Here is a 26,289-nt window from a genome sequence, read left to right on the forward strand (position 1 = left end):
GGGCGCCGGGGATCTCGATTGAAATCCTCAAAGCACCCTCTCCCGCCCGGTGGGCACCCTCTCCCACAAGGGGAGAGGGGGACTGCAACATCAACACCGCAGCCTCCATGCATGGCTGAGCTTTCAAGCCCGGCACCGCAGGGCTTCAAAGCCCCTCTCCCCTTGTGGGAGAGGAGTTGGGGAGAGGGGGCGCCGGGGATCTCGATTGAAATCCTCAAAGCACCCTCTCCCGCCCGGTGGGCACCCCCTCCCGCAAGGGGAGAGGGGAGGCCACTGCAACATCAACACCGCAGCTTCCATGCGCGGCTTTGTTTCAAGTCCCGCACCGCTGAGCTTCAAAGTCCCTCGCCCCTCGCGGCAGATGGGTTGGGGAGAGGGGGAAGCAACCGCAACAACAAGAAACAGAACCCGGCGTTCTCTTGACCCGGAAAATCAGAAGCGCCAGTCGAAACTCAACTGATAGTTGCTCGGCACACCGTAGTAGCCAATCTGATACAGGCTGTTGATGTACTTCCTGTCGGTCAGGTTGTTGACGTTGGCGCGTACCGTTGCATTGGGCAGTACATCCCAGGCGACGAAAGCATTGAGCAGGGCGTAGCTGCCCTGGCGCACGACAGTGCCGGTGTAGATGTCGGTGGCGGAGATATCACTCTGCCAGCGGCCCCCCAATCCGAACGACAACGCCTCGTAGGCGGGCAGGCGCGAGGTCAGCATGAGGTTTGCAGTGCGGCGCGGTACCCAGGTGTAGGTGCTGCCGCCGTTCTGGTTGCTCATCTTCAGCTGGGTGTAGCCGAACACCAGATTGGTGTTGTCGTCGAGCTTGCCGGTGGCTTCGAATTCCACGCCCTTGGACTCCACGTCCACGCCGTAGTACCAGTACTTGGCGTTGGTTTCGTCATAACCGCCGGAGGTGGCCAGGTTTTCCTGCTTGGCCTTGAACAGCGCCAGCGTGGTAAGCAGGCGACGGTCCAGCCATTCGGCCTTGACACCCACTTCATAGTTCACGCCCTTGGTCGGGTCCAGGTAGACAAGGTTGATGTCGTACTGGTCCTGCGGCTGGTAGATGTCCGAATAGCTGATGTAGCCCAGCACCTTGTCGCTGAAATCCCAGGTCAGGCCCGCGTAGGGGCTGATGTGGTCTTCGGTCTGGTTGAACGCCTCACCATTGTTGCCATCGCGGTGGTACTCGGCCCAGTTGAAGCCAAGCACGGCCTTGAACTGGTCGGTGAAGGTGAGGCGGGCGGCGCCGTAGCCGCGCTTCAGGCGCTGGTTGGTCCAGCTGGCCTTGTGGCGCGCACCCCATTCCGGCTCTGCAATGGCATTGCCGGGATAGGGGAAGACGACCGGGTTGAGGTTGGACGGATTCTGGATCGGGTGATCCCAGTTGGTCTGGTCGCTCTTGCCCACGCTGAAGCCGAACGTTGCTTCCTGCTCATGTCCAAACAGGGGGAAGCGCCCGTTCACGGTGATATCGCCCAGATGCGAGCTGCCCGCATCGATGCCCTTGTAGGCCCAACCGATCAGACCCGCACCGGTGACGGGGTCCAGCCCGGTCATGGTGTAGGCGAAGAACAATTGGTCGTCGCTGGCAGCCTTGCGGTAGTTGTACGTTGCCTTCGCCTGCCAGTCGGCCCCCAGCTGGTGCGTGTATTCGACGAAGGCGGTTTCGGTCTTGGTGTTCCAGTAGGTCCAGTCCTGCGTGGTCGACGCGCTGCGTCCCCATTCGGCCTGGCTGCCGTCGTTGTTGCTGAAGGTCAGCGCGCCCCACATGTTGTGGTCGCTGTCGGCCTTCTGCCAGGAGTAGCCCACCGTCAACGTACCGTTGTCGCCGATCTGGCCATCGACCACGCCGTAGAAGAAGTTGCGGTCGTTCTGGTAGTCGCGCAGGTAGGAGTCGCCGTCTTCGTGCGCGGCCACCACGCGACCGGCCCAACGCCCGTCCTCGGTGAACGGTGTGGTGTAGTCCACCTCGACGCGGCGCTTGCCCCAGGAGCCCACGCTGACGCCCAACTGGCCCTTGGCCTCGTTGGTGGGGCGCTTGCGCACGTAGTTGATGGTGCCCGAGGCATTGCCCACACCGGTGAGCAGGCCGTTGGCACCACGGATGACTTCCAGTTTCTCGTAGCCGAACGCATCCATCGCGCCGGTGACGATGCCCCAGTCATTGGGCAGGCCCACACCGTCGATCTGCGTGTTCTTGATATCGAAGCCGCGCGCGACGTAGTTGGTGCGGTTGGTTTCCCATTCTTCCACCTGGATGCCGGTGGCCAGCCGCAGCGCATCGTTGATGTTGTCGATGCCGAACTGTTGCATCTGTTCCGTGCTGACCACGCTGATCGACTGCGGGGTCTCCTTGATGTCCAGATCAAGGTTGGTGGCGCCATTGCTGACCCGGTTCGCGCGCTGCGAAACCACCCGTACCGTGTCCAGCTGGGTCGCGGTGTCGTTGTCAGCTGCCGGGGCAGCCGCCTCTGCGGCCGCCGTTTCGGCCATCGCCGTACCAGTGCTGCCCGCCAGGACGAGGCAGATGGCCGCTTTCAGGGTGTTGCTTGCAATGCGCGATGGGAACGACAGGCCAGCGGCGGCAGCCGGGCGGCGGGAAGTACGGGTGGGGTGCATGTGGATGCCTGAATGAGTGGTAGCAACGGATGGGCCACGGCGGGGCGGGGCACCCGTTTAGGCAGCGGGTGTGGACTACGCTCAGGCAAGTGGCGTTCTTATTGCGAAATTAAATGCGAATGATTCGCATTTTGCAATAGATCCTCGGCGTCGATGTCTCGATTTGAGTCACCGGAGGCTGGCAGCGGGGCCGGCTTCCCTTGATCTGCCGTATGTGATCGGCCTTGTATGCTTGGCCCAACACGAGCCGAGGCGGGCCCCATGCCCAATGCAGTTCCAATGCCTTCCTCCAACTCCCGGGCCCTCCAGCGGCTGGGATGGGGACTGTTGTGGCTGGCAATGGCTGGCCTGAGCGTGCACTTCCTGCTGGCTATCCACGCCCAGTACGAGCGGGTCGATCCCGAGCACTACACGATGTACTGGGCACGGCGCGGCTGGCTGTGGCTGCATATCGGCGGAGGGGTGCTCGGCATCGTGCTGGGGCCGCTGCAGTTCCTCACCCGTTGGCCCAAGGCGCGGCCGCGCCTGCATCGCTGGCTGGGCCGCACCTATATCGGCGGCATGTTGGTGGCCTGTGCGGCAGCGGTTGGCCTGATTGCCACCTCCCCAGCCCCAGCCGCGATCACCACTGCCTTCGCCGGCACGGCGCTGGCCTGGCTGGTCACGGCGCTGGTGGCGATGATCGGCATCCGCCACGGCAACATCACCCGTCATCGGCGCTGGATGACGCGTGCCTACCTGGTCACCTTGGCACCGGTGCTGTTCCGACTGCTGTTGCCCGCATGGATAGCCAGTGGTCGAGCGCCCACGCCTGACGCGATTGCGTTGCTGCTGTGGGGCAGTTGGACGATTCCCTTGCTGTTGCACGCGCTGGTACTTGCCGCCTGTGCAGGCTGGCGGAGCGCTCGTTCCAGCACTGCAACGGGTGCGGCCCCGTTGCCCTGAAGCATCGGCGCGTGCGGCGATCGAGGCTGGTGAGGCTCAGCCAACAGGCAGGAAACGGCTCACTTTCTGCTTTAACAACTGCACCAGTACCGGGTCCATGTAGTCGTAGTCGTCAGGTATATCCAGGCAGATGACGCGTTTGCCGCCCAGATGCGCGCGGAACTTCTTCGACAGTTTGTTGCGATGTGCCTTTTCCATCACGAAGACCAGGTCCGCCCAGGCCAGCAGCTCTGGCGCGACCGGGGTACTGGCGTCGTTGCCCAACCCGGCAGACAGCGTCTCCACGCCCGGCCAATCGGCAAATACCTGCTCGGCGGTGGGGCTGCGCAAGCGGTTCTGGCTGCAGATGAACAGTACGTTGCGTGGCATGGGTGGCTGCTGGGTTGGGAGCTTGCTGCGACAGGAACGATACTACTGCGTACAAAGGGCTAGCGCCGTCCACGATAGGGCTCACATCCTATCCCGTCGTTGTCGCGGTCCAGATGTGGCCCGTAGCCTGGATCGCCGCGACGGACCGGCGCAGCCCCTGCTGCTCGTGCTTCGGCACAGTTTGCGAATGCCCGTGTTCCGGCAGAAGACCGGGCCGGTGCTACGGTGGTCGGTGAGAACGACTGTTGTGATGGTCGAGTGGGTCGGGACGAAGCAGGGGCGCCAGCCCCTCGGTGGCAGTGATAGTCGCCGGTGCTGCGGTTGGTATGGCAACCGTCCTTGTTGAGACCTCCGCTATGCGCCGCCGCTGGCCCGCATGCAGCCATCATGAGCGTCATCACACAACCTGAGAAAAGTGATCGCACACAGCCCCCTGATGCGTCACGCGGGCCGGTGGGGGCGCCGCGGAAGTCCGATCCTACCCCATGACCGCAGCAAACGTTTCCGGTGAAGATGGGGCGCTGGCCTGGGCAAACTCAGCTGCGGGTGCGTAGACGGCGAAATGGCAGGTTGTTTGCTCTTGCCGTGTGCCACCACAGTTGCCGCAAATAGCCACCGCAGGCGGCGAACGCCAGTTGTGAAACAGGTTGCAACAGCGGCTTGCCCATACGCTGGTGCAGTACCTGGAGGTAAGGCAGTACGACATCGGCCAGGATCACCGTCACCTGCGCGGAGAAAAGGCAGAGCAGTACGTCCAGGCCATAGGCATCGAGCAACGGGACCAGACTGGCCAGCTCTGGATTGCAGGCAATACAGAGGATGATGACCAACGTGCCCGCGGCCAGGGCCTTGTGGTGCCACGCGCGGGATCCATGAAAGGGTGTCATCGGCTTATCGGCAGTGAAACATGGGCTTGGGATGGATCTGCTACGGCAGTGGGCAATCAACGCTCGGATGTTGGCTCGACCACCACCGCCGTCCCGTAGCACAGCACTTCGGTGAGGCCGCTCATCAACTCGGTCGCGTCATAGCGCACGGCGATGATCGCATTGGCACCGAGCTGGCGGGCATGGGTCACCATGTCGCGGTAGGTTTCTTCGCGCGCCTGTTCGCACAGCTGCGTATAGATGGTGATGTTGCCGCCAAACAACGTCTGCAGGCCACCAATGAAATTGCCGATCACCGAACGCGAGCGCACCGTGATGCCACGTACCAGGCCGAGGTTACGCACGCAACGGTAGCCGGGTAGCTCAAGTGCGGTGGTTACCATCGCATCGCTCAGGACGACGGCCGTGCCGCGACTGGCGGAAGAGTTGTACGGGTCTGTCATATCAGGTCCTGGGAACGTGCGTTGTCGAATGTCGGAAGCCTGGCTGGAGATGCGGGCGAGGCGCTTGCCTCATTGCCCGGCCAGTTCGCGGAGCTCATCCACCCGGCGGATGTTCAGTTGCATCGGGCAGAACGCATACATCGGTGAACCAACGTGTGCGCCGGCCAGATTGCAGTGCAGGTCGCGATAGACCAGCCAGGCTTTCTGGGCACGGTCCAGCGCGGCAGCATCGTCGGGGTTGTCAGTTGCCAGATCATGGTAGATGCCGCGATACAAGCGGATCATCTCGGCCTTGGCATCAGCCGACACACTGCTGGAGCAGGCATCCACGCTGCCGTTCGTCGCACCACCTGCGCGCTCCAGGCAATCACTGTAGGCGTGCTGGTAATCGGGTGGCTGCGCCCAGACAAGTGCCGGCAGCATCAGCAATGCGGGAAGTAGACGCTTGATCATGGGTGAGCCTGTGCAGCGTGGTGTTGGTCAGGCAGAAGCGCGCGGCCCGCACTCATCGGCGGGTCAACTCCTGTCCATCGACCGTCATCTTCCAGCGGTCGCCCTCCTGATGCGGCGGCACGGATACCACGAAGCGCGTCGACACCGGCCCAACACCGACGACGAAATCATTGCCTTCGTATGCCTTGATGGGTGCATCAAGCGATTTGCTCACCGAAGGTTTGGGCTGGTGCTTGTAGATGACCCGTCCGCTGGCATCGATGACCAGCAGAGTGGTCGCTGATTCCCAGCTGCCTACATAGTCCTGCTTGTCCGCAGGCACTGGCTTGCCGCAAGCGGTCAACAGGCAGGCGACGGCAAGGGCGAGCAGGCCCATACGCCAGGCGTGTCGCAGTGACGAACGTCGGGCTGCTGGGGCGAGTGCCATGGGATGAGGAGAGTCAGTGAGTCGCATGCAGGCGTCCTTCCGTTGCGCAACGCAGAGTGTGTTGCAGCTTGGCGCTGACCGGGGGCGCCGGCGCCAGTCACTCTGCCAATGATTACCTGCATCGGCAAGGCTGGCCAGCAGGGGGATCGCCTTATAGTCGGCGCAGGTGAAGTGCAAGGAAACTTGTGCCCGGCGTTGATGGGTAGCACCTTGCGGACCTATCAGGCCGAGCGTCCAGGCTGGCGACGCGTGAACACCAATGCCAGCAGCCATAAGGCTGAGATTGGAGCCAGACACCACATTAGCCAAGAGGCGGTCTTGAGCCCAACCTGGAACGGTGCCGTCGGGTTGCCAGTAGCAACCACAGTCCAGAACGGATTGGGCTCAATGCTCACCGCAATGGGGCCAATAGACGGATAGGTAATGCACGCGCCACCGGCTATCAACAACATCCAAACGAGAGACCCTATCAGCAGTGATCGAGTTCTTTGACGCCCCATTACTTTCTCCATAGCGGCCTAACGCTTGAGTCAAGCCGCGCCGCAAAGCAGCTTCGGCTTGAATGAATTTTCAGACGCATCTGTCATAGGGTGTCATTGGACAGAGGCGAACCATCACGAGCAATTCTTGCGCTACATGAGGGGCATCTCCAGCCGCCTAGCATCGCTTCACGTGTGCTGGATGGTTTGCGGAATCTAGGCAGCAACGTCTTGCACTTGGGACATGATTTTCGAGGAATCAGGAATGCAAGAAGAAGCACAGCTAATCCACCGGCGATACCGCCAACCAGCCCAGACGTCATAAGCGTATCCATGTGTCTCCTTTAAGCGCCTAACCCTGGAACTATGCCGCGCCGCGAAGCGGCGTCGGCTTGAATGAGTAAAAAGGAGACTTACCCCCGACGGCATCGCCGTTCGGCCTCGAGGGCCATGAGTGGGTTGACACTCAATCAGCGCGAAGGAGAAGTGTCCAATGGGCACTATAACCATAGGAATCGACCTGGCGAAAGCCACATTCTCGACTTGTACGCTGGATGCGGCCGGGCGGGTGGTTCAGCGCCGGGATCTTGATCGTGAAGCCTTCAGCCAATGGCTGTTTACGGAAGTGCGGTCTGGCAATACTTGGAATGCTTGGCGAACTGGCGAACTGGCGAACAGTGGTAACGGTACAACAACCGAGGATGCGTTTATGCCTCACGCGAAAGGCAAGGACATCATGCACCCGGAGTTGACGGGAAGCTCCTTACGGAATTGTTGGGGTCAACGCCGGACCTTTGTTAACCGACATCGTAGATGTCCAGCTCGAGTGCAACACCGCGCTGCCCGAGAAAGAGCAAAGCTTTTGCCGAGAGAGGTAGGCCGTCATTGCTGCTACCCATGAAAAGGCCGCAGAACAAATCGGGTTGGAACCGGGCCAGTGACTCCCACACGTTGAGATCCTGGGTGAGTTGCTCAAGGATCTCGAAGATTTGCGCCTCCAGGTCCTCAGGCTCACGACGAGTCGCGCTAAGCCGCCAGCTCCCGGTCTTGGCAATACGCACGACTCCGGTCTTGCTACCGACGAGTTCTTGACCCTTCCGGTACGACACGGTTGGGCCTGCGCCTAGCAATGCGCTTATCTCATCAGGCGCCAGATCGTCACCGAAGAGCCGGAGTGTTGCTACAGAATGATTGATTGCTCCCATTGGGCCCTAACCTTGGAATTAAGCCGCGCCGCGAAGCGGTGTCGGCTTGAATGAACTGTTAGGCGGCTGTGGCCACCTACCGACCCCGGACCAATGCTGCCTTGCTTGTGCAACCCAACGTGAGCCGATCATGCCACAGCCTGCGGGTTGGAGCTTGCCTTGAAAACCTTGCCGAGCGTTGCCGCCGAAGTGCGATGAAATGATTGCGGCAGAGCAGTGAAGCGTAGGACGAAGTGGCGGGCTTGCCGATGCCAGGAACAGTTGGAACTGCTACCCGGAGCCGACCGGTGACTTGCCGATCTTGCTGCCGAAAGCAGAAGGGCCGGCCAGCCCAGTCCACCGCCGCCTAACTCCGGAATTAAGCCGCGCCGCGAAGCGGCGTCGGCTTGAATGAATCGTTAGAGCCCTGCCCTCGATAACGCATAAGCCAACTCCAGCTGGTTGCAGCCATGGCCCTGCAGGATGCCGTCAGCATCTAGCGCCCCGACCTCAAATCCCTCCTCAACGTCCTCGTAGTAGAGCAAGCCGGATGGCAACTCCGCAACGACAAGGACCTGCTCCAAGGCGCGGCCGCGCTGGAAAGCGACTGAGTAGAAAGGTACGCGATAGGAGGCAAATGCAACTTGCTGGGAGGGCGAGCAGTTGCGAAGCTGATCGACAACCAGCGCCTCAAGCTCAACGACTGTAATGGGCTGCCAAGTCTCCAAAGGGCTCTAACACCTGAATTAAGCCGCGCCGCGAAGCGGTGTCGGCTTGAATGAGTAAAAAGGAGGCTTCCCCTTCGACGGCATCGCCGTTCGGCCTCGAGGGCCATGATTGGGTTGACACTCAATCAGCGCGAAGGAGAAGTCTCCAATGGGCACTATAACCATAGGAATCGATCTGGCGAAAGCGAGATTCTCGACCTGTACGCTGGATGCGGCCGGGCGGGTGGTTCAGCGCCGGGATCTTGATCGTGAAGCCTTCAGCCAATGGCTGTTACAGGTCCCGGTAGGGACTGTGGTGGCCATGGAAGCTTGCAGTGGCGCCCACGCCTGGGCCAGGCGTTGTCTGGAGCACGGCCTGCGCCCAAAGTTGATTGCCGCGCAGTTCGTCAAGCCGTTCCGCAAGAGCCAGACCACCAAGAATGACCGCAATGATGCAGAAGCCATCGCCACCGCTGCGCGGCAGGGCAATATGCGCTTCGTGCCGGTGAAGTCGGTTGATCAAGTTGGCAGTGGCGCGAGCCGGGCACGGTGGTGGTCAGCCGCGCAGCGTCGGCAGTGCCTGCGGGCGATGGCGTAGTGACGGGTACCTTGAATGTCGCCGGCCAGCGCGTCGGCGCATCGCAGGGCGCGGAGCGCGACCGCCAGGGCGGCGACGCGGTGTATGACCTGGATCTTTCCTCGGTCTATGCCGGCAAGGAGCAGATAGAGCGCTACAAGGGGGCCGCGCCGGCGGACGTGTTCAAGGGCATGGCCAACGTCTACAGCGGCGATGCCCGCAACAGCGGTGCCCTGGACCCCAATATCCGTGGCATCCAGGGCCCGGGCCGCATCCCGGTGAGCATCGACGGCACCGAGCAGGCGCTTACCGTGTGGCGCGGATACATGGGCGCCAACAACCGCAACTACATCGACCCCAACCTGATCGGCGGCATCCAGGTCATCAAGGGGCCGCAATTGCAGCGCAACGTCAATACATCGGTCGGCGGCGCAGTGGTGATCAACACCCTCGACGTCGGCGACATCCTCGGCGAGGGCGAAGGCTTTGGTGGCGAGGTCAAGCTGGAAGGCAGCAACAACGCTGTTTCACCACGCATCCCCACGCTGTTGACCGGTCAGAACTGGCGTGAGATCGAAGGTTGGCCAGCCGCAACCTGGAACTACTACGACCCCAGCCTGTACGTGAAGCCACGTGGTGATGGCAGCAACCACCTGCTGTCGGGCGATGATCAGGCCTATCGCGTTGCATTGGGCTGGCGCGGCGAACGTGTGGACGTCCTGGCGGCGTACGCCTATCGCGAGAAGGGCAACCACTTTGCCGGCAAGAAGGACGCCGGCTACTACTCCAAGCCTGCGACCGATGGTTGGGATTACATCCCCTTCCTGGCCAACATCTACCGGCCCGGCGATGAAGTGCCCAACACCTCGAGCCAGATGGAATCCTGGCTGGGCAAACTCAACTATCGGATCAGCGATGACCAGGTTGTGCAGCTAGGCCTGCGCGACACCCTGTCGCACTACGGCGAGATCATGCCCTCGCGCATCGCCTGGGTCGACACCTCCACCAATGGCGTGCCGCAATGGCCATTGAGCCGCGTTGACGCCAAGGCCTATAACCTCGAGTACCGCTGGCAGCCGCAGGGCAGCCGCTGGATCGACCTGTACGCCAACCTCTGGCAGACCGATACCGTCAGCGATACCTACAGCAGCGGTGGGCGGCCCAATGACCCCAGTGGCTACATCGAGCCCAATGCCAGCGGAACCGGTGGCCGCAACGTCAACAGCAACTACCTGCGCAACACCGCGGTTGCCAACGCGGACAACACCCGCAAGGGCATCACCGTCAGCAATGCCTTCGCGCTGGCAGACGATATCCAGCTGACGCTTGCCGGCAGCTACCAGCACGAATCGCTGCGCTCGGATGACAGCTACTGGGACACGGCCATCAATGCCACCTCACGCATGCTGCCGCGCGCAGGCCGGCGCGCCGAGAAAGAGTTCAGCATGAAGCTGGAATGGCAGCCCAGCGACCGCCTGAATGTCGCAGGCAGCCTGCGCTATCAATCATTCTGGGCGGTGGATGACTTCGTACGCCGGATGGATGCGGCTGGCTACACCAATTTCAGCCAGCGCAGCGAGTACACCTATTACGGCATGAGCTACTACACCGCCGACCCGGCGTTGAGTGCCGCACAGATCCAGGCGTTGCGCGACCAGTTCATCGCCGATGGCTACAGCGGTGACCAGCTCGAACACGCCATGGACTTCACCGTGTTCAACCAGCGCCATGACAGCCTCTGGCTGGCAGACGAGAACGGCCGCTATTCGCGTGCTGACAACATCTTCCTCAATGGAAGCCTGGATGGCGTGGACTACAAGATGGCCAGCGCATCGCGCGGCTCCACCCAGTTGCAGGACGCGCCACCGATGCGGCAATTGAATGCCGCCCAGCACAGGAAGGGCGGTGACTGGGCACCTTCGCTGTCGGCTGCATTCCACCTCAATGACGATGCCCGCATCTATCTGCTGCATAACCAGACCCGCCGCTATCCGAGCATGTTCGAAACCACGCTGGGGTTCTCGGCATCCATCCCCTCGTCGCAACTCAAGCCAGAGCACGTGTACAGCTACGAGTTGGGCTATGTGCACGACCTGTCGCGCCTGCTGCATACCGGTGAGGACGGTCACGCAGATTTCAAACTGGCGTACTACCACCACCGTACCCGCGATGTGATCGAACGCAGCCCCAACCTGATGTTCAGCAACATCGACAAGCAGACCATCCGCGGCGTCGAGATGCAGAGCCGCTACGACAATGGACGGTTCTTCGTTGATCTCAGCGCGGCGCATACGTTCGAGAACAGCGTCTGCGACGAAAGCACGGCCGTACAGCTTTCGCCGCTGCTCGGCGCGGTCAAGAACTGCGTCGATGGAGGTTTCGTTGGCGGCTACCTGGTGACCCAGGCCATACCGGATTGGACGGTGAACACCGCCGTGGGCATCCGCCTGCTGGACAAGCGCCTGGAGCTGGGTGCGCGTGGCGTCTACTACAGCGCTTTCGACAACCCCTACAAGGATAACTACGGCACACAAACCATGGTGCCGTACTACGCCAATACGCCCATGCAATGGGGCCGCATCCTCACCTATGACGCGTATGTGTCGTACCGGCCTAACGAGGCGATGAGCATCGAGCTGATCGGCACCAACCTGAGCAACCTCTACTACATCGACCCATTGACGCGTTCGGCACTGGCCGCGCCGGGCCGCACCTTGAAGTTGAGCCTGGGCTACAGGTTCTGAGCACCGCACAACGGAGCAGAAACAGCGGGGAAGGGAGTCCCCAACCCTTGCAACACCAACCCAACTGTGGAGTTTGATGATGAAGATTATCGGTTTGTCGATGCTCGTCTTGTCACTGGGCGCCGTCGCTGGTGCAGCCAACGCCGACGTGCGCTTTGGCAGCACCAACGAAAGCTATGTCGCCCTGGGTGGCAGCGGTGGTCCTTCGGACGATCATGGCGGTCAGAAGGGTGACCCTGCCATTGGTGTGAAGGCGTTCTACGGTGGCACCCTGGTGAGCTTCTCCGGCTTGCAGGGCATGGGTGCCACCAGTGGCGCCGGTACCGCCGCCGACCCAAAGATCACCCGCATCACCACCGCGATGATGCCGCCCAGCCACGCCAGCCTGGGCTACTTCAATTTTGCGCAGGTCGGTTCCCAGGCCGTGTACTTCGGTGAGTGGTCCAACACTGGCAGCACCTCCAGCCCACAGCACACCGCCTACTACGCCGGCGAAGCGGGCAATGTAGCCACCACCTTGCCCACCGGTACCGCCACCTATACGGTCAAGTCGATCAACAACGCCTACTCGGGCACCGGCGCGAGCCTGCCGACCAGCACGTTGACCGCCAACTTCGGCACGTACAAGGCCAGCTCCAGCGGTGACATCAACTTCACCGGCGGCACCATCTCGGTCAACGGTGCACGCGTGCAGCTGGGTGCCAGCAATGTCGGTGTCACCAGTGTTGCCGGGAGCAACGGCAGCTTGAACGGTGACTTCTTCGGCACCGGCGCCTCGGCCGTGGCCGGCACGGTGAAGTTTGCCGATACCAGCAAGAACACCGCATTCGGCGGCAGCAAGAACTGATCCTCCATCTCCCCAGGCAAGGGCAGCTGCAGCTGCGTGATACCCCAAGGAGCGCGGATGACTTTGTATGAATGGCAGGGGCTGGCGGTTGCCACCCCTGCTTTTGGCCTTGAATGACGGCGGACCCGGCAACAACGATGTACCCGATCCACTCACGACTGGCGCCTGGCCGGATTGCGCGTAGCGCAAGCCGCTGTTGTGCTGCCCGGGCACTTGCGTGCTTGCAGATGCCGTCGTTGCTGTTGCTGATGCTGGTAGTGGGCTCGGCATGTGGCCAGGACGATACCCGTCGCCTGCTGGAGCAGGACGCTCGACAGCAGGCACTGCAACGCGAGCAGCAGCTGCTGGAACAGGCCACGGATGGAGACCGCCCAACCTTGACGGTCGAGGGCAAAACCTATCGCGTCGAGAGCACGGCCAATGATGTTGGCCAGGCCTTGTACCTGATGCTGGCGCGGCAGCAATGGACTTTGGCCCGTGGCTTCCTGCAGGAATATCGCCAGCTCCCCGATCGCGATCCGCTGTTGCTGCACTACGCGCAGGCGATGCTGTACCGGTCCGACGCCCAGCACGCGCAGGCCATTGCCGAGTTCACCGCGCTGCTGGCCTTGCAGCCGGATTTCATGCTGGCGCGGCTGGAGTTGGCGCGTACCTTGTTCGAAGACCAGCAGGATGTTGAAGCGCGGTCGCTGTTTGACAGCATCCAGGCATCGTTGGCGGTGGAGGATCCGCGTAATGCCGGGGTGCGTCAGACCGTGGCGTTGTTCCAGCAGGCGCTGCGCAACCGCGCTCGTATCGAGGGCTCCTTCGCACTTGGCCCGCAATGGAATGACAATCTCAATCGCAGCTCAGCCAGCCGCATCTGCCTCTATCAACTTGGCGACGAATGCCTGCTGGACCGGCAGACACCGGCCGCGGTCAGCGGCGAGGGGATCGAATACGACGCCACACTGGGAAAGCGCGTCGCCTTGGCGGGGCACCACGGCGTGTACATGCGCTCCCTGCTGTACGGGCAGGTCTATCGCGATGCGGGTGAATACAACGAGGCGAGCTTCGCCGCACAGGCGGGCTACAGCTATCGCAGCGCCCGCCAACGGGTGTCGCTGGCGCCCACATTCGACTACTACCGTTGGGGTGCGCAGACCCTGTATGCCGGTTGGGGTGTACATGCCGAGTGGAGCTGGACGCCACGGCCGCGCCACCTGCTTCGGCTCGAAGCTGACAGCAAGGCGCTGCGGTACCGCAATGACAGTCTTGCGGGCAATTACGACGGCAGCGTGAACATGCTGTCGCTTACCTACTTCAACGCGTTGAGCCAGCGCTGGACGCTATTTGCCGGTGCCGATGTTGCCGATAGCGGCGCGCGTCAGCACGTCAACGCCTATCTGCAGCGCGGCCTGCGCGCAGGAGCGGTACTGCAATGGCCCGAAGGCGTGGCCACCACGGCGATGGTGTCGCTGCGGGAACGCCGCCACGACGCCTTCAATGCAGCGGTGGACAGGCGGCGCGAAGACATCGAGCAGAACTACACGCTGGTGATCAAAGCCAGCCGCTGGGCGATGGCCGGTTTTGTGCCGGTACTGACCCTCCGCCGCAACGTAACCCGCAGCAATGTGGGCTGGTTGTACAGCTACGACAAGAACGTTGCCAGCCTGAAGCTGGAACGTGTTTTTTGACCCTCCCCGGAGAGCCCCATGAACGAGCCCATCGTCAGCCTGAAGGTACCGCGCAGTCAGCGCCTGAAATCCGCAACGCACCAGACACACGACGCGCTGGACAAGCGCATCATGGCTGCCGATATTTTCGCCAGCAAGGAGCACTTCGCAGGCTTCCTGCGCGTGCAGTACCGTTTCCACCGCGACATCGAGCACCTGTATGCCGATGCGGCATTGGCTGCGTTGGTGCCTGCATTGGGTGAGCGCGCAAGACTGCTGAAGATCGCCAATGACTTGTCTGATCTCGGCCAGAGGGTGCCAGGCTCGACCGCGCCGCCGGCGACCTTGGGCCAGGACATCTGGCGTTCGTTGGGCTGGCTGTACGTGGCCGAAGGTTCCAACCTCGGCGGGGCGGTGCTGTTCAAGATGGCACGCGACCAGTTGGGCCTGCACAGGGGCTTTGGCGCCGGCCACCTGGCGGGTCATCCTGAGGGCGCAGCGCGGCACTGGCGGCAGTTCACCCACGCACTGGACAGCATTGTCATGGATGACATGCAGGAGCAACAGCTCATCGAGGGTGCATGCCACGCGTTTGTCACCGTGCGTGGCTACGTGGAAAGCGAGCTGCCCCAGGTCGCGGATGCGCGGGCATGAACATCGGCACGGCATGTAGCACGTGGCTCCGATGCGTCATGCGATGCGGCCGCTGAGCATGAATTCCGGCACGCCGCGGCGTGGCAGGTTGCAACGTGCGCTGTTGCGGCTGCTTGCGGTGTTGTGCCTGGGCATTGCCTTCGTCGGCGTGGTGACACCGGGCCTGCCGACTACCGAATTCGTGTTGCTGGCAGCGTGGGCGGCCGCCCGCAGTTCGCCCCGTCTGCATGCATGGATACTGCGCAACCGGCTGCTCGGGCCGCTGTTGCTGCAGTGGCAGAGCGGCAAGCTGCCACGCCGGGCGAAATGGGCGGCATTGGCGTCGATGAGCACAGCTGGCGCTTTCGCTGCCCTGACCATCCCGCATCGGCCCAGTGTGTATTTCATCGTCTTCTGCATGGCGTGCGTCCTGCTCTGGCTCTGGCGCAAGCCCGAGCCGGAGCCTTGAGCACGGCGCCAACAATCTGCTGCTTTCGCACCTCCCATTCCCTTTCAACTGGATCGCTCATGTCGTCCGTGACAACCCAACTCCCCCCCGACCTCAGCCCATGGCAGATGTTCGCGCATGCCGACACGGTGGTTCAGGCCATCATGATCGTGCTGACGCTTGCCTCATTGCTGACCTGGACCGTGTTGCTGGCCAAGGGCGCCGAACTGCGCGCGGCGCAGCGTGAGCTCCGGCATGCGCGCAACGGCGTACTACAGGCCGTGCACCTGGCAGACGCCAATGTGCTGGATGCGGGCATCGGGCGCAGCTTGCTGGACCAGGCCCATGAGGAACTGCAGCAATCGGGCGGGCTGAGCGACAAAGCGGCGATAAAGGAGCGCCTGGCCTCGCGGCTGGAGCGCACCGAACTGGCCTACGCACGGCAGCTGCGGCGTGGCACCGGCGTACTGGCCACGATCGGTGCAACCGCGCCCTTCGTGGGATTGCTGGGGACGGTCTGGGGCATCATGAACAGTTTCGTGGGCATCGCCCGTGCCAATACCACCAACCTGGCGGTGGTTGCGCCAGGTATTGCCGAGGCCTTGCTGGCAACCGCGCTTGGCTTGGGTGCGGCGATCCCGGCGGTGGTTATCTACAACTACTTTGGACGCCGCCTGACTGCCGCACGCGCCGAGTTGGGGGATCTCTCCGCCGGCGTGGAGCGCTTGTTCTCGCGTGATCTGGACCGCCAAGCCATGCCGGTTTCGGATTCCGGCATTGATGCAATCCGTTGAGGAGCCCTCGGATGCCGCGTAGACACCGTGAAGAGCCGGACGAGCTGGAAGAGAACCACGAGATCAACGTCACGCCTTTCATCGACGTGATGTTGGTACTGCTGATCATCTTCATGGTGGCGGCACCGCTTGCGACGGTGTCGTTGCCGGTGGAGCTACCGCCAAGCAGCTTGCAGGCACAGCCGGAGCCGCAGGCACCTATCCAGCTCACGCTGGCGGCTGACCACACGCTCAGCCTCAATGATGTGTCCGTTGCCCCGGAGCAGCTGGCCCCGCGGCTTGATGCACTGTCACGAGGCAACCGCGAGCAACGCGTGTTCGTGCGTGCGGACCAACGCGTTGCCTATGGCGAGCTGATGCAGTTGATGGACCGCCTGCGCCAGGCCGGCTATCTCAAGGTTGCGCTGGTTGCACAGGAGCAGGGCAGGCAATGACGGCAAGGTCACCCATGCCGCCTGCGCTGCGTTGGGCCGCCAGTCTGATTGCGGTGCTGCTGGTGCATGCATTGTTGATCGGCGTATATCTGCTTTGGCCGCGCGATCGGTCACCGGTGGTACCGAGCAGTCCGCCGCAGGCCGTGATGCTGGAGCTGGCACCTCAACCCACTGCAGCAGATGCCATGCGCAGCGAACTCGCCCCCGGTCCCTTGCAGCAGGACGCTGCGGCCGCCGAGGCGAGTGAAAGCGCGGAAACGCCGCCCATCATGCCGCCGCTGCCGACGACACCTGCGCCGGCTGCGGTCGCGCAGCACGACACTGCACGGGCCGATGCGCGCGAAGCCCTGGCTGAGCCTGCGCAGTCTTCCTCCCAATCTGCACAGGCGAGCGCACCGCCACACAGCGAGGCGAGCGTTGCCACTTCCACGGCGGCACCCGCTTCCAGCGTAGGGGCCAGCACCGCGGCGTTCGCTGACTGGCAATCGCGCCTGTTGGGTCACCTGCAGGCATTCAAACGCTACCCACGCGCGGCGCAGCGCCGGCGCTATGAGGGCGTTGCGCAGGTGCGATACACCGTGGACCGCGGTGGTACGGTCTTGTCCGCAGGGCTGGCCGGTAGCAGCGGCCACAGCGCGCTGGACGAAGAAGCGGTGGCGGCTGTCCTGCGCGCAAGCCCGCTACCGCCACCACCGGCTGACGTGGTGGGTCGCGAGATCGATGTAACTACTCCGGTGCAGTTCCTGCTCCGTTAGGCGTGCTCCTGACGGGGCGGCAGCGTTGGCGTGGCTGACACAAAGCACAGCGGTCGATGAACGGATAACCGAATTCATGCAGGTCCATGGCGCGACGAACGGATTTCAAACCTGGTGCTAACGCTTGTGGGGCGAACCTGCGCTCGCAGCACTACCTGCTGCGTCACTGAGGCAACTTCGATGTCCAGTCAGCAGAACAACCCGCAACGCGATGTCCAGGATCCACTTGATCCGCAGCAACGCCACGCCCAGCAGAACCCGGGCCAGCAGCAGCCGAAGAAGAATCCATCGCACGACGAAGAGGAAGAGTGAGCCTGGTCACCGTACGGCGACATCGCGGCGTCCCGATTCATCGGGGCGCCTCGTCGCCGCCCGACCCAGGCCGTGACGATCCTGCACCACCCGTGCCGGTCAGGGAGCCACCGCCGCACCAACCCGATACAAGCAAGCTGCCGCCTGAAAAGAAGGCTCCCGGCGACAATCCTCCCAAAAAGAAGAGCGGCGCCTGATAGCGCCGCTCATTGATGACTGCGCACTGGGATCAACGCACCGCAGCCGCCGTCAATGCCGAACTGTCGACGCTCTTGACGCCTTCGACACCCTTCGCCGCAGTGACCGCCCGGTCAACTTCGGCCTGGCTGGCAACCGTTCCACTCAGCGTGACAACGCCATTGACGGTTTCCACCTTGATTTCGAGGCCAGAGACATCCTTGGTGGTCAGCAGCTCGGCTTTCACCTTGGTGGTGATCCAGGTATCGGTACCCGGTTGCTCGGAATCATGCCCCTGCATGGCCTGGCCAGCAGCCTGCGCCGTGACAGCCGCGCCGGCAAAGCTCAACGCGATGACACCTGCGCATAGCAGTTGCTTCGTCTTGCGGATATTCATGGCAAGTCTCCAATCAGAGCGATGATGCTCAGGATCGATAGTGCATGCACTGCAATTAAGCCGATGCCTGCATCCGGTGATGGGCGGGTGCACGGCATGCAAAGGCCCTGTGCAGACGTGCCCGGATTCAGGCGATCACCAGATCCCATGCAAGATTGGAACCGTTGAACTTGAAGCGGTATCCATCAAAGTCGACCTGCCGGGCAATGTTTCCGTCCTCGTCGATCATCGTATGGAAGCAGATCTTGCTGGCACCTGCAGTGGCGACGCGCCGTCCATCAAAACTTCCCTTGGTTACCTGCCTGGATTCCGTTGCCAGCAGCGTTACCTGTCGGCGTTGCTGGCCAGGTCCTTCCAGGAACAGTTTCACGTCAGCCATTGCATGTTCTCCGCGATGCGATCCCCCCGAACCGGTCCATTCATCTATAGCGGGCGGTGACACCCGCGACAATGACTGAATGCGCAGAAGCGATGTTGGCCGCTACACGCGAGGCACAGCGCGTGCACTGTGTCGCGCTGTGCCACGTGTCCTTAACAATCACCAGGGTGCGATGGACATGATCAGCACCAATGCAATGATCGCAACGCCGATCAGGATGATGTTGCGTTTGCTGAGCCTTCTGGGTTTCATGTCGGCTGCTCCATGTTGCAGGCGTTCTTGCCTGCCTTGGCTATAGCACAGCCGATGCAAAGAGCCGGGCAACACGCCTGCATTGCGCTGCAGGCGTGTCATCCGATCCATCGCTGCTTTCAGTTCACTACCGGCAGGCTGATGAAGCTGGGATGTTCGCCGGTATTCCAGATGCGCTGGTTGGCCTTGCGGTAGTCGCTGGGCTGGGCGAAGAAGATGTTTTCCACATAGTGCTGTGGATTGCGGTCATACAGCGGGAACAAGCTGGATTGCACCTGCACCATCAACCTGTGGCCAGGCTGCAGTGTCTGGTTGACATTGGGAAGATCGAATCGGTAGGTCTGCGGTGTGTCGGCGGTGATCGCCTTCGGATCACTGAAGCTCTCGCGGTAGCGGCCGCGGAAGATGGTGATCGCCAATGGCAACTGGTAACCGGCCATCTTCGGGTTGTCCGGGTACTGGTCGGGGTAGACATCGATCAGCTTGACCACCCAGTCGCTGTCAGTGCCGGAGGTGGAAGCGCTCAACTGCACCTGCGGAATGCCGGCAAGCTTCATCGGCTTGTCCAGTACCGGGCCGGTATAGGTGAGCACGTCGGTACGTCCATCGACGAAGCGTTGATCGCGGACCAGCCAGGTGGTCCAGACATCGCGGTCACCCATGTTGACCGGGCGCGGCACGAAGGGCACCGGCTTGGCAGGATCGGCGATGTATTCGACGTACTGTGCGTCACCTGCTGCACTGCTGGTGCCAAGCGTTGCGTCAGTGTTGAGATACACCCGCTGCGGGTTGGCGCTGCAACCCTGGCTGCAGCTCTGCGGCCAGTTGCTGTAGGTATCCCAGGTGTTCCTGCCGGCGTTGTAGACCCATACCGGTGGTGTGTTGGCGGGCGGCGCGCCGTCCTTCAGGTATTGGTCGAAGAACGGCTTGAGCACATCGCGCCGCCACTGCAGTGCAGTATCACCGTCAAAATCCAAAGCGCCCAGTGAACTGCCGTTGTAGTTGGCCCCACTGTGCCGCCACGGCCCGATCACCAGGAAGTTGCGGGTGTTGTCGTGGTCCTTGGGTTCCAGCGCGGCCCAGGCGGTGTGCGCGCCATAGATGTCTTCCTGGTCCCACAGGCCTTGTTCCCACATCGTGGGCACGGTGATTTCGGGCAGCCTGGCCAACAGCTTGTCCAATGCCTGTTGCTGCCAGAACGCGTCATAGGCCGGATGCTCGCTGACCTTGTGCCAGGCCGGTATCTGTTCCAGACCCTGGGCCTTGGCGAAGGCACCGACCGAGCCGGCCTGCAGGAAGCTGCTGTAGTCATCAGCGCCAGGCATGGCGATCTTTGCGCCTTGCCCGCGTGCGGTCATCTGGCCGGTGAAGTAGCCCAGATTTACCTGCCGATAGGCGCCATTCTGGAACCAGTCATCACCCATCCAGCCATCGATCATCGGGCTTTCCGGTGCGGCTACTTTCAATGCAGGGTGTGGATCGAGCAGCGCCATCACCACGGTGAAACCTTCATAGGATGAGCCCAGCATGCCGACCTTGCCGTTGGACTCGGGCAGGTGTTTGACCAGCCAGTCGATGCTGTCCCAGGCGTCGGTGCTGTGATCGATCTTGCCGGGGTTGAGCGGACCGCGTGGTGGCCGCGTCATCACGTAGTCGCCTTCGGAGCCGTACTTGCCACGCACGTCCTGGAACACGCGGATATAGCCGTCTTCGGCGAACACCGTATCGCCTTGGGCGAGGGCGTCGACCAGCCGCGTCGCGCCCGGGGTGCGGTCGACGCGGCCGGCTGCGTTATAGGGGGTGCGGGTGAACAGGATCGGCGCGTTGTGTGCGCCCTTGGGGATCATGATCACGGTGTAGAGCTTGACCCCATCGCGCATCGGGATCATCACTTCGCGCTTGTCGAAATCACGGGCGGGCTGCGGAGCGACGAACTTCTTGCCGGTGATGTCCGGCGTCATCGGTGAGACCTGCGCCGCTGCGCTTGTGGCGATGCCGATGCCGATGCCGCAGACGACGGCGATGGCTGCTGCCAGGATCTGGATCCGCATTGCTCGACCTCATCCGCGTTGGGCAAACGCTGACGCTATGCCTGTGTAGCGGCGGTTACACATGGCAAAGGTCATGGGCAGATGCGAAAGGCACCCCTCCCCAACCCTCCCCTGCGCTACGCGCAAGGGAGGGGGTAACGGCGGAACGCCTTGACCTGACCCTGCGCAGCAATCAGCCCCCTCCCTTGCGCGTAGCGCAGGGGAGGGCTGGGGAGGGGGGCTCCCAAAGCTCTACGCTTCAACCCAAAACTCACCCAGCAAGCAACTCCACATGCTCCCCAGCCGGCCCGCACAGGCTGCGGCGCGCGCAAACCGAATTCACTTCCCAGCCCGCATCACGCAGCACGCTGTCCTCCACTGCCGGCAAACGCAGCGCAAGACTGTACTGACCGGCATGACGGACCTTGGCTGCAGCAGGCAGTTCCACCTGATCAATCTCGACCATGCATTGCCCCGGCATCGGCACCACGGCGACCGGGAAGCGGCCTTCCAGTGCTTGCCCATAGGCACGATTGAGCACGGTGATCTTGGTATCGAAGGCCCAGCCTTTGGCGCCAAGCAAGGCCGACCATGCACGTTGTGAGGCCTCACGATCCGGCGTCGTCATCACCCCGATGAAGGTGGACGCTACCGTGGCATCCGTCATTGGCAGATCGAACGGCGGCACCTGCGCCTTGATCTGGGTGAGATACAACAGCTCGCCGCAAGGGCCCAGCACCTGCGCGGCGCGGATGGCGTCGCTCAGCTCCAGGTTGGCGGCAGCGCCCAGCACTTTGAAAGGGGCCTGCAGGCCGGCAGCCAGCGTGTCGATGTCACCCACCAGCACTTCCAGCGACAACCAGCCGTGGCGGTACATCGGCTCAGCGACGACCGCAGCGGGATCTTCGATCACCCGCAACACCGGTTCGCCTGCACTATTGGCCAGCCAGGCCAGCGGTGCGCTGGCCAGGTCTGCCAGGTCCAGTGCGGCTGCATCGTCGGCGCCGAGTGTGCCTTGTTGTTGCACCTGCAGGGCCAACTGCCCGGCATAGGCATCGCAGACCTGCTGCAGGTCCGGTGCGATCAAGGTGGCGTGGATGATGCCTTGTTTCATGTGCGGCGCTCCGCAGCCAGTTTGCGCTCCAGCCACGGCATCAGGCCACCGCCGGCGACGATTTCCATCAGCTCGGTGGGGATCTTCTCGCAGCTGAATTCGCGTCCGGTGCTGTGGTTGATGATGCGTCCTTCCACCGGGCGCACTTCCAGTTCATCGCCACGGGAAGCTTCCAGATTGGCACAGACCAGTGCAGGCACGCCGAGATTGAGCGCGTTGCGATAGAAGATGCGCGCGAAGGATTTGGCGATGATGGCACCCACGCCGAGCTCGGCCAGTGCCTGCACCGCCTGTTCGCGCGAGGAACCAATGCCGAAGGACTCGCCGCCGACCACGATGTCGCCGCGCTGCACTTCACTGGCGAATGCCGGGTCCACCGCTTCCAGGCAGTGGCTGGCGAGTACGCTCATCGGCTCGCGCATATAGGGGCCGGGCGCCAGCACATCGGTGTCGATGCGGTCGCCGAAGACGAAGGCCTTGCCACGGACGTTCATGCGCTTTCTCCCAGCAGCTCGCGCGGATCACAGATTTCGCCCTTCACCGCGGCCGCCGCCACGCTGTACGGCGAACCCAGGTAGACCTGCGCCTCGGCCGAGCCCATGCGGCCCTTGAAGTTGCGTGCCGTGGTGGACATGCACACTTCGCCACTGCTGAGCATGCCGGCACCCATGCCAGCGCAGGCACCACAACCGGACGGCAGCAGGATGGCGCCGGCAGCGGTCAGCGTGGCCAGCGTGCCTTCGGCAGCCGCCTGTGCGGTCATCGCCACCGAGGCCGGGGCGATCAACAGGCGCGTGCCCTTGGCGACTTTGCGGCCTTTCAGTACTTCGGCGGCCATGCGCAGGTCGGTAAGCTTGGCGCCGGTACAGGCGCCGATATAGGCCTGGTCGATGTGCACCTTGCCGTGCTCATCCACCGGCCGGCTATTGGCCGGGCTGTGCGGTGCAGCCACGTGCGGCGCGATCTGCGCGGCGTCGTAGCGGTAGTGATGCAGGTAGTTGGCGTCAGCATCGCTGCGCCATTGCGCCAGGTCACCGTAGAAGGGCTTGCCGGCCTGTTCCAATGCGGCCAGCGTGGTCGCATCGGGTTCGACAATGCCGGTTTCCGCGCCCAGTTCGGCGGCCATGTTGCACAGGGTCAAACGCTCGTGCATCGGCATTGCCTGCACCGCGCTGCCGCCGTACTCGAACACCTGGCCTTCGTTGCCCATGCCGTACTGGCCGCACAGCATCAGCATCACGTCCTTGGCGCTGACGCCGGCAGCGAGCATGCCGTCCAACTGCACACGGGTGGTCTGCGGCACGCGCAGCCAGACTTCGCCGGTGACCAGCGCGCCGGTGATGTCGGTGGCGCCCATGCCGACCATGAAGGCACCGAAGGCACCGCCGCTGGGCGAGTGCGAGTCACCGCCCACGCAGAACATGCCAGGCTGCACATGGCCGTGTTCCTGCAGCACCACGTGGCAGATGCCGAGCATGTCGTAATGGGTGACGCCCTGCGCCTGCGCCCATTTGCGGGTCAGCGCCAGGATGTCGGCGCTTTCCATGTCCACGGCGGGCACGAAGTGGTCGGAGACCACCACCACCTTGTTCGGGTCCCATACCTTGGCACCGAGTTTTTCCAGGCGCGAGGCCACGCGGCGGGGGCCGCCGGAGTCGTGCATCATCAACAGGTCGAGCTTGGCGGTGAGGATTTCACCGGCGCGCACGGCCTCACGCCCGCAGGCACGGGCGAGGATTTTCTCAGCAAGCGTTGCACTCACAGTCGCACTCAAGCAGACGTCTCCGGGTTGTTGGCTTCATAGTCCAGGCGCATCTGGTAGCGCAGCTGGTCCGGGCGGTATTGGATTTCCAGCAGATCCTGCAGTTGCTGGTTGGCATCGAAGGAGCGCCGCTCCAGCGTCATCACCGCCTGGCCGGTGGACATCTGCAGGTGCATGGCCGACAGCGCGCCCACGCGCATGGCCGACACGGTCTGCTGGACCTTGATCACATTGATGCCGCAGCGGCGGAACAGGTCGATGCGCGAGCCGTAGGCCAGGTTCTCGGCACTGAAATCGGGATGGTTGGTGCGGGTCCAGCTGGCGTAATAGCCGAACGGATGGCCGTGGCGGCTGCGTACGCGCACGCAGCGCACCAGGGTTTCGCCCGGGGCGCTGCCGAACAGCTCGCGGATCGGTTCCGGTGGCACCACGCGTTCCCAGCCGAGCAGGCGCACCTGGGTATTGCCGGCCAGCGTGTCCAGGCTGTGCATCAGCTCGCCCAGCGGCGTCTTCAGCGGCATGGGGATGGTGGAGGTGCGGACCTTGCCGCCGACCACGCGGGTGCCGCGGCCACGCTGGCGCACCAGCAGGCCGTCATCGGCCAGCAGTTGCAGGGCCTGACGCACGGTTACCCGCGAAATGCGCAGGCGGCGAGCCAGTTCTTCCTCGCGGGGCAACTGCTCGCCGTCGCCGATCTCGCCACGCTCGATCAGCCCGCGCAGGAAACCCTGCAGCTGGTGATAGAGCGGCGCGTGCACGTCGCGGCGGAGGATGCCCTCCAGGGATTGGGTGGTGAACGGATCCAAGGCGATGGTTCTGGCTGCGGTTCAGAATAATCTTAATGATATATCTATATAACTATATTTGACCGGCGCCGCAATCTGCCCCGCCGGCTACATCCGGAGGCCGGACTGTGCCATTCTTTGTCCGGACATTGTTGTAGTGGCATGCGTTCCCCGTTCACCCCTCCCGTAACAGGTGTGCCGATGAAACGTTTCTACCCGTGGCTGATCTGCATCGTGGCCATGTTGATGCTTGCGATCTCCAATGGCATGACCATGACCGGGATCACTGCCTTCGACCCGTCACTGCTGGATGAATTCGGCTGGAGCCGTGGCCAGCTCAAGTTCCGCGACATGTTCAACCTGCTGCTGGCGGCGCTGATGTCGCCCTTTGTCGGCGCGCTGATCGACCGTATCGGCGTGCGCAGCCTGGCCTTGTTCGGCAGCCTGCTGCTGGCGGTGCTGTACGCGGCCTATTCGCAGGTGCATTCCATTGCCCACGTCTACCTGATCCATGTCTGTTTCGCAGCGGTGGTGGTGAGCAGCGGCCTGAGCGTGGCGGTAATCATGGTCTCGCAATGGTTCCAGACCCGCCGCGGCACCGCACTGGGCATCGCGCTGGTCGGCAGCAGCCTGGGCGGCATGCTGGTGCCCAAGATCATCATCGCCCTGCTTCCCGAGCACGGCTGGCGCGGCAGCTTCCTGCTGATGGCGGTGATTCCGGTGGCCTTGTTCGTGTTGTGCCTGGCCCTGGTGCGATCGCCCGATGGCAAGGGGCTGCGCCGTTGGGGCGAAGGTGAGGCAAGCAGCAGCCCCGTGCCGGGCAGCTGCAGCAACCTGCCCGATCTCGGTTATGGCCAGGCATTGCGCACCCGTACCTTCTGGGCGCTGGCGGTGGTGGCGGTGACCACGTTCTGGGGAATCATGTCGCTGTCTTCGCACCTGATCCTCAACATGAAGGACTTGGGCTTCAACGGTGAGCAGGCAGGCAATGGCATGTTCCTGCTGTTTGGGTTGGGCATGGTGGGCAAGTTCCTGTTTGGCTTTCTTGCCGACGTGACCACATCGAAGAAGGTGTTCGTGTGCAACGTGGCCTTGATGGCTGTGGGCGCAGTGATCATCGCCCTACAGCAGCCGGGCTTGCTATGGACCGGCCTGATCGTGATGGGGCTGGGTTGGGGTGGCTTGTACGCCATCCTGCAGCTGCAGATCGTGGAGGCGTTCGGCTTGAGCGCGGCAGGCAAAATCCTCGGCACCATCTCCTTGATGGATGCCACCTCGGCCGGTCTGGGCATCTGGCTGACGGCGGTGATGTTCGATCACTTCGGTAATTACCACGTTGCATTCACGGTGATCGCAGTGCTGGTGGTGATTGGGCTGCTGGCTTCGTTTTTTGTACGTGATGAGCGGCGCCTGGCGTTTGCTGTTGCGTCAGGCGAGGGCGAGCAGGCGCCGGGGCAGGATTCCGCCGTGGTGCGTGGATTGGTTTGACACCCCGCTCGCCACAGCAGATCGCGCCGGCGCGCTGTCACCGTAGCCCGGGTAAGCGCAGCGCACCCGGGAATTGGGAGGCGGCCGCAAGGCTGGTGTAATCCGCGAAGCTGATATTGCTGAAATTACGGATGGTCACGTCATCGGATGATGTGCATGCTTCGCAGTTTACGCCGCTCCTCCAGCAGGAATC

Annotated in this window: 27 protein-coding genes and 2 pseudogenes; 13 read left to right on the forward strand and 16 right to left on the reverse strand. The window is 62.8% G+C overall.

Annotated elements, in window-relative coordinates:
• Window positions 1–432: 432 nt before the first annotated feature.
• Entirely contained in the window at window positions 433–2,619 is a 2,187-nt protein-coding gene (locus RT460_RS03770; RefSeq protein WP_313317247.1) for a TonB-dependent siderophore receptor, read from the reverse strand.
• 279 nt (window positions 2,620–2,898) lie between these two features.
• Here RT460_RS03770 and RT460_RS03775 point away from each other — a divergent pair, with 279 nt between their 5' ends.
• Window positions 2,899–3,564, forward strand: coding sequence for a DUF2306 domain-containing protein (locus tag RT460_RS03775; protein ID WP_313317248.1), 666 nt, complete (start codon window positions 2,899–2,901; stop codon window positions 3,562–3,564).
• 36 nt (window positions 3,565–3,600) lie between these two features.
• Here RT460_RS03775 and RT460_RS03780 read toward each other — a convergent pair whose 3' ends face one another.
• The 6 genes from RT460_RS03780 to RT460_RS03800 all read right to left on the reverse strand — a co-directional run bounded on the left by RT460_RS03780 (window position 3,601) and on the right by RT460_RS03800 (window position 6,170).
• A complete protein-coding gene (locus RT460_RS03780; protein WP_313317249.1) occupies window positions 3,601–3,933 on the reverse strand; it encodes a low molecular weight protein tyrosine phosphatase family protein in 333 nt (110 codons plus the stop codon).
• Between the two features lie 59 nt (window positions 3,934–3,992).
• On the reverse strand, window positions 3,993–4,331 hold the full coding sequence (locus RT460_RS19515; protein WP_345785080.1) for an excalibur calcium-binding domain-containing protein: 339 nt from the start codon (window positions 4,329–4,331) through the stop codon (window positions 3,993–3,995).
• A 138-nt stretch (window positions 4,332–4,469) separates the two neighbouring features.
• Window positions 4,470–4,820, reverse strand: a complete 351-nt coding sequence (locus RT460_RS03785) for a hypothetical protein (RefSeq protein WP_313317250.1) — start codon at window positions 4,818–4,820, stop codon at window positions 4,470–4,472.
• Between the two features lie 56 nt (window positions 4,821–4,876).
• A complete protein-coding gene (locus RT460_RS03790) occupies window positions 4,877–5,263 on the reverse strand; it encodes a YbjQ family protein (protein WP_313317251.1) in 387 nt (128 codons plus the stop codon).
• 69 nt (window positions 5,264–5,332) lie between these two features.
• Window positions 5,333–5,716, reverse strand: a complete 384-nt coding sequence (locus RT460_RS03795) for a lysozyme inhibitor LprI family protein (protein ID WP_313317252.1) — start codon at window positions 5,714–5,716, stop codon at window positions 5,333–5,335.
• Between the two features lie 52 nt (window positions 5,717–5,768).
• Entirely contained in the window at window positions 5,769–6,170 is a 402-nt protein-coding gene (locus RT460_RS03800) for a hypothetical protein (RefSeq protein WP_313317253.1), read from the reverse strand.
• A gap of 945 nt (window positions 6,171–7,115) precedes the next feature.
• Here RT460_RS03800 and RT460_RS03805 point away from each other — a divergent pair.
• Window positions 7,116–7,238, forward strand: a pseudogene (locus tag RT460_RS03805) (IS110 family transposase); the annotation flags it as partial.
• A 181-nt stretch (window positions 7,239–7,419) separates the two neighbouring features.
• On the opposite strand, the gene RT460_RS03810 reads toward RT460_RS03805, so the two are convergent.
• Window positions 7,420–7,827 (reverse strand): DUF4279 domain-containing protein, encoded by a 408-nt coding sequence (locus RT460_RS03810; protein WP_313317254.1) that lies wholly within the window; start codon window positions 7,825–7,827, stop codon window positions 7,420–7,422.
• Window positions 7,828–8,682: 855 nt separating this feature from the next.
• Between RT460_RS03810 and RT460_RS03815 the strand changes: the two are divergent.
• The 10 genes and pseudogenes from RT460_RS03815 to RT460_RS03860 all read left to right on the forward strand — a co-directional run.
• Window positions 8,683–9,036, forward strand: a pseudogene (locus RT460_RS03815) (transposase); the annotation flags it as partial.
• Between the two features lie 74 nt (window positions 9,037–9,110).
• Window positions 9,111–11,834, forward strand: a complete 2,724-nt coding sequence (locus RT460_RS03820; protein WP_313317255.1) for a TonB-dependent receptor — start codon at window positions 9,111–9,113, stop codon at window positions 11,832–11,834.
• A 79-nt stretch (window positions 11,835–11,913) separates the two neighbouring features.
• Window positions 11,914–12,681 (forward strand): Slam-dependent surface lipoprotein, encoded by a 768-nt coding sequence (locus RT460_RS03825; RefSeq protein WP_313317256.1) that lies wholly within the window; start codon window positions 11,914–11,916, stop codon window positions 12,679–12,681.
• 227 nt (window positions 12,682–12,908) lie between these two features.
• Entirely contained in the window at window positions 12,909–14,357 is a 1,449-nt protein-coding gene (locus tag RT460_RS03830; protein WP_313317257.1) for a surface lipoprotein assembly modifier, read from the forward strand.
• A gap of 18 nt (window positions 14,358–14,375) precedes the next feature.
• The gene (locus RT460_RS03835) at window positions 14,376–14,990 is read left to right on the forward strand and encodes a biliverdin-producing heme oxygenase (RefSeq protein WP_313317258.1); all 615 of its coding nucleotides are present in this window, start codon (window positions 14,376–14,378) and stop codon (window positions 14,988–14,990) included.
• A 58-nt stretch (window positions 14,991–15,048) separates the two neighbouring features.
• Window positions 15,049–15,438: a YbaN family protein gene (locus RT460_RS03840; RefSeq protein ID WP_313317259.1), complete on the forward strand. Its 390-nt coding sequence runs from the start codon at window positions 15,049–15,051 to the stop codon at window positions 15,436–15,438.
• Between the two features lie 59 nt (window positions 15,439–15,497).
• Window positions 15,498–16,211, forward strand: coding sequence for a tonB-system energizer ExbB (gene exbB, locus RT460_RS03845; protein ID WP_313317260.1), 714 nt, complete (start codon window positions 15,498–15,500; stop codon window positions 16,209–16,211).
• Window positions 16,212–16,222: 11 nt separating this feature from the next.
• Window positions 16,223–16,645: a TonB system transport protein ExbD gene (gene exbD / locus RT460_RS03850; RefSeq protein WP_313317261.1), complete on the forward strand. Its 423-nt coding sequence runs from the start codon at window positions 16,223–16,225 to the stop codon at window positions 16,643–16,645.
• On the forward strand, window positions 16,642–17,400 hold the full coding sequence (locus tag RT460_RS03855) for an energy transducer TonB (protein ID WP_313317263.1): 759 nt from the start codon (window positions 16,642–16,644) through the stop codon (window positions 17,398–17,400). The genes exbD and RT460_RS03855 overlap by 4 nt, the downstream gene beginning before the upstream one ends.
• 180 nt (window positions 17,401–17,580) lie before the next feature.
• Entirely contained in the window at window positions 17,581–17,712 is a 132-nt protein-coding gene (locus RT460_RS03860) for a hypothetical protein (RefSeq protein WP_313317266.1), read from the forward strand.
• Between the two features lie 229 nt (window positions 17,713–17,941).
• Here RT460_RS03860 and RT460_RS03865 read toward each other — a convergent pair whose 3' ends face one another.
• The 8 genes from RT460_RS03865 to RT460_RS03900 form a co-directional block, all read right to left on the reverse strand.
• Window positions 17,942–18,286 (reverse strand): BON domain-containing protein, encoded by a 345-nt coding sequence (locus RT460_RS03865; RefSeq protein WP_313317267.1) that lies wholly within the window; start codon window positions 18,284–18,286, stop codon window positions 17,942–17,944.
• Window positions 18,287–18,413: 127 nt separating this feature from the next.
• Window positions 18,414–18,665 (reverse strand): hypothetical protein, encoded by a 252-nt coding sequence (locus RT460_RS03870; protein ID WP_313317268.1) that lies wholly within the window; start codon window positions 18,663–18,665, stop codon window positions 18,414–18,416.
• A 159-nt stretch (window positions 18,666–18,824) separates the two neighbouring features.
• Window positions 18,825–19,019 (reverse strand): hypothetical protein, encoded by a 195-nt coding sequence (locus tag RT460_RS03875; protein WP_313317269.1) that lies wholly within the window; start codon window positions 19,017–19,019, stop codon window positions 18,825–18,827.
• Between the two features lie 17 nt (window positions 19,020–19,036).
• Window positions 19,037–20,968 carry a CocE/NonD family hydrolase gene (locus tag RT460_RS03880; protein WP_313317270.1) on the reverse strand — a complete coding sequence of 644 codons (1,932 nt, stop codon included), beginning with the start codon at window positions 20,966–20,968 and terminating at the stop codon, window positions 19,037–19,039.
• A 250-nt stretch (window positions 20,969–21,218) separates the two neighbouring features.
• The gene (locus tag RT460_RS03885; protein ID WP_313317272.1) at window positions 21,219–22,061 is read right to left on the reverse strand and encodes a hypothetical protein; all 843 of its coding nucleotides are present in this window, start codon (window positions 22,059–22,061) and stop codon (window positions 21,219–21,221) included.
• Window positions 22,058–22,555 (reverse strand): 3-isopropylmalate dehydratase, encoded by a 498-nt coding sequence (locus RT460_RS03890; protein ID WP_313317274.1) that lies wholly within the window; start codon window positions 22,553–22,555, stop codon window positions 22,058–22,060. The genes RT460_RS03885 and RT460_RS03890 overlap by 4 nt, the downstream gene beginning before the upstream one ends.
• Entirely contained in the window at window positions 22,552–23,835 is a 1,284-nt protein-coding gene (locus tag RT460_RS03895; RefSeq protein ID WP_313317275.1) for a 3-isopropylmalate dehydratase large subunit, read from the reverse strand. The genes RT460_RS03890 and RT460_RS03895 overlap by 4 nt, the downstream gene beginning before the upstream one ends.
• Window positions 23,832–24,629, reverse strand: coding sequence for a GntR family transcriptional regulator (locus RT460_RS03900; RefSeq protein WP_313317276.1), 798 nt, complete (start codon window positions 24,627–24,629; stop codon window positions 23,832–23,834). Before RT460_RS03900 ends, RT460_RS03895 begins: the two co-directional genes overlap by 4 nt.
• Before the next feature lie 180 nt (window positions 24,630–24,809).
• Between RT460_RS03900 and RT460_RS03905 the strand changes: the two genes are divergently transcribed.
• The gene (locus RT460_RS03905; RefSeq protein ID WP_313317277.1) at window positions 24,810–26,096 is read left to right on the forward strand and encodes an MFS transporter; all 1,287 of its coding nucleotides are present in this window, start codon (window positions 24,810–24,812) and stop codon (window positions 26,094–26,096) included.
• The last annotated feature ends 193 nt before the right edge of the window (window positions 26,097–26,289 follow it).

The sequence above is a fragment of the Stenotrophomonas sp. genome (genome assembly GCF_032061965.1).
GTDB lineage: Bacteria > Pseudomonadota > Gammaproteobacteria > Xanthomonadales > Xanthomonadaceae > Stenotrophomonas.